Source organism: Acidisphaera sp. S103 (assembly GCF_009765975.1).
Classification (GTDB): Bacteria; Pseudomonadota; Alphaproteobacteria; order Acetobacterales; family Acetobacteraceae; genus Rhodopila.
Map to the genome: position 1 here is coordinate 1 of NZ_LMUJ01000073.1, position 1,550 is coordinate 1,550.

Sequence of the window (1,550 nt, forward strand, 5' to 3'; positions counted from 1 at the left end):
AGGTGTGTCCGGCTCGGCAATTTTATTCGTTAGCGGGATAAAGCCAGAGGATCCTTGCGGCGCGCGTGTCGTCCCTTGGAAATTTGCGACAGAACCGGAGCGAAGGCCGTCGCCCAGGCCGATCCCGCGGAACGGCTGGAGGTCAGCGTGCTTCTGCGCCGCAACAACGCCGGTAGGTTGCAGGAGAGGGTGAAGCAGCTCGCCAAGCGCGAGACGGCGAGCGGCGGCCTCTCCCGTGAGGAATTCAATGGGCAGTTTGGCGCCAGCGGCGCAGACATCTCCGCGGTAAAGAAATTTGCCGCCGCACAGGGCCTCTCAATGGTCCAGGAACACGCCGGGCGGCGCACCGTGGTGCTGTCAGGAACTGTCGCCCAGTTCCAGCACCGCGTTCGGCGTGGAATTGCAGCGATTCGAATATCCTGGCGGCTCATATCGGGGATCACCGCGGATCTGGGGGTCAGGCGGCAATAGCGGTTGGGAGGAATGTGTCGTTGGCTGGATGGAATTTCTGTCCGAATTCGGAACCGAGCGTACCGTTGTAGATCGCGCACCGAACTTAAAGCAGCAGGTCCGCGCCGCGTCGTGACCAGCGCATTTGCTGACTTTTGTCCACCCTGCGGTTCACCAGGAAATTCGCCGTTCCTTCGGTGATCGAGGTCCCAACACGCAAGCCCGCGCGGCGGCGTTCGGCGTAATTCACCAGCCAGGCGCTCTGGCCAGTCGGATAGTTATCCAACTCCCGCAAGGCCGTCTAAAGCTTTCGCGATGGCGCGATGGATTTTCGCGTTCCTGCCTCGCCCCGGAAATTGTGCATGAGAGCACGGATCCGATCGACGCTTTTGCGCGCATTTTTGACTTTCCGATTCCAGATCCGCCAGTGCAACCGGTCAACCTCCGCGACGATCACGGCCTTCGCCGCCGCGCGCGCGGGATCGCCAGCCGCCAACCCGTCCGCGATTTGTTTGAGGTGTTGAAGCCTCATTCCGATGTGGAACCAGTCGAGAACCGGCGGTTCCGTGACGCCAGCGCCGGCGAAAATGCGCCGGAGTCCGGGACAACTATCGGTGAACGCCGTCAACATGGTGCCTCCGGTTCCACCAACGGCATCGAGGTTCCGCCGGATCAGCCCTTCAATGCCTGTTCCGGCTTTCGCGACGGCGCCAAAAACCTGACGGCGTCCCGACCTTGTTTCGACATTGCCCAACGGTGCGGCGGAGTTGCTGGCGCGCGGTGCCGAGGCGATGGGCATGAAGTGGAGCGCGACGCCGTTGGCGACTGTGTCGGCGCCGCATGGCCAGTCGCCGCCTTGCGTATATCGCGGATTCTGCCGGTTTGGCTGCTCGACCAACGCCAAGCAGAGCCAGTTGGTGACGTTCATTCCGCGCGCCTTGCGGGCGGGGGCTGAAATCCGCGACCTCGCGATGGTCGGGCGGATCGAGGTCGGACCGACCGGACTGGCGACGGGGGTGCATTTCCATCGCGAGGGCCGTTGGCGGTTTCAGCGGGCACGCCATGTGGTGGTTGCCGGTTACGCCGTCGAAACGCCTCGG

General features: G+C 63.2%; 3 protein-coding genes. 2 read left to right on the top strand and 1 reads right to left on the bottom strand.

Going from position 1 to position 1,550, the window contains the following annotated elements; translation table 11 throughout:
• Positions 1-75 precede the first annotated feature (75 nt).
• Positions 76-471: a protease pro-enzyme activation domain-containing protein gene (locus GSQ89_RS25940; protein WP_158930722.1), complete on the top strand. Its 396-nt coding sequence runs from the start codon at positions 76-78 to the stop codon at positions 469-471.
• Between the two features lie 280 nt (positions 472-751).
• On the opposite strand, the gene GSQ89_RS25945 is transcribed toward GSQ89_RS25940, so the two are convergent.
• The gene (locus GSQ89_RS25945; protein ID WP_158930724.1) at positions 752-1,081 is read right to left on the bottom strand and encodes a hypothetical protein; all 330 of its coding nucleotides are present in this window, start codon (positions 1,079-1,081) and stop codon (positions 752-754) included.
• A gap of 115 nt (positions 1,082-1,196) precedes the next feature.
• Here GSQ89_RS25945 and GSQ89_RS25950 point away from each other — a divergent pair.
• The coding region (locus tag GSQ89_RS25950; protein WP_254073375.1) for a GMC family oxidoreductase N-terminal domain-containing protein at positions 1,197-1,550 on the top strand (354 nt) is incomplete at its 3' end.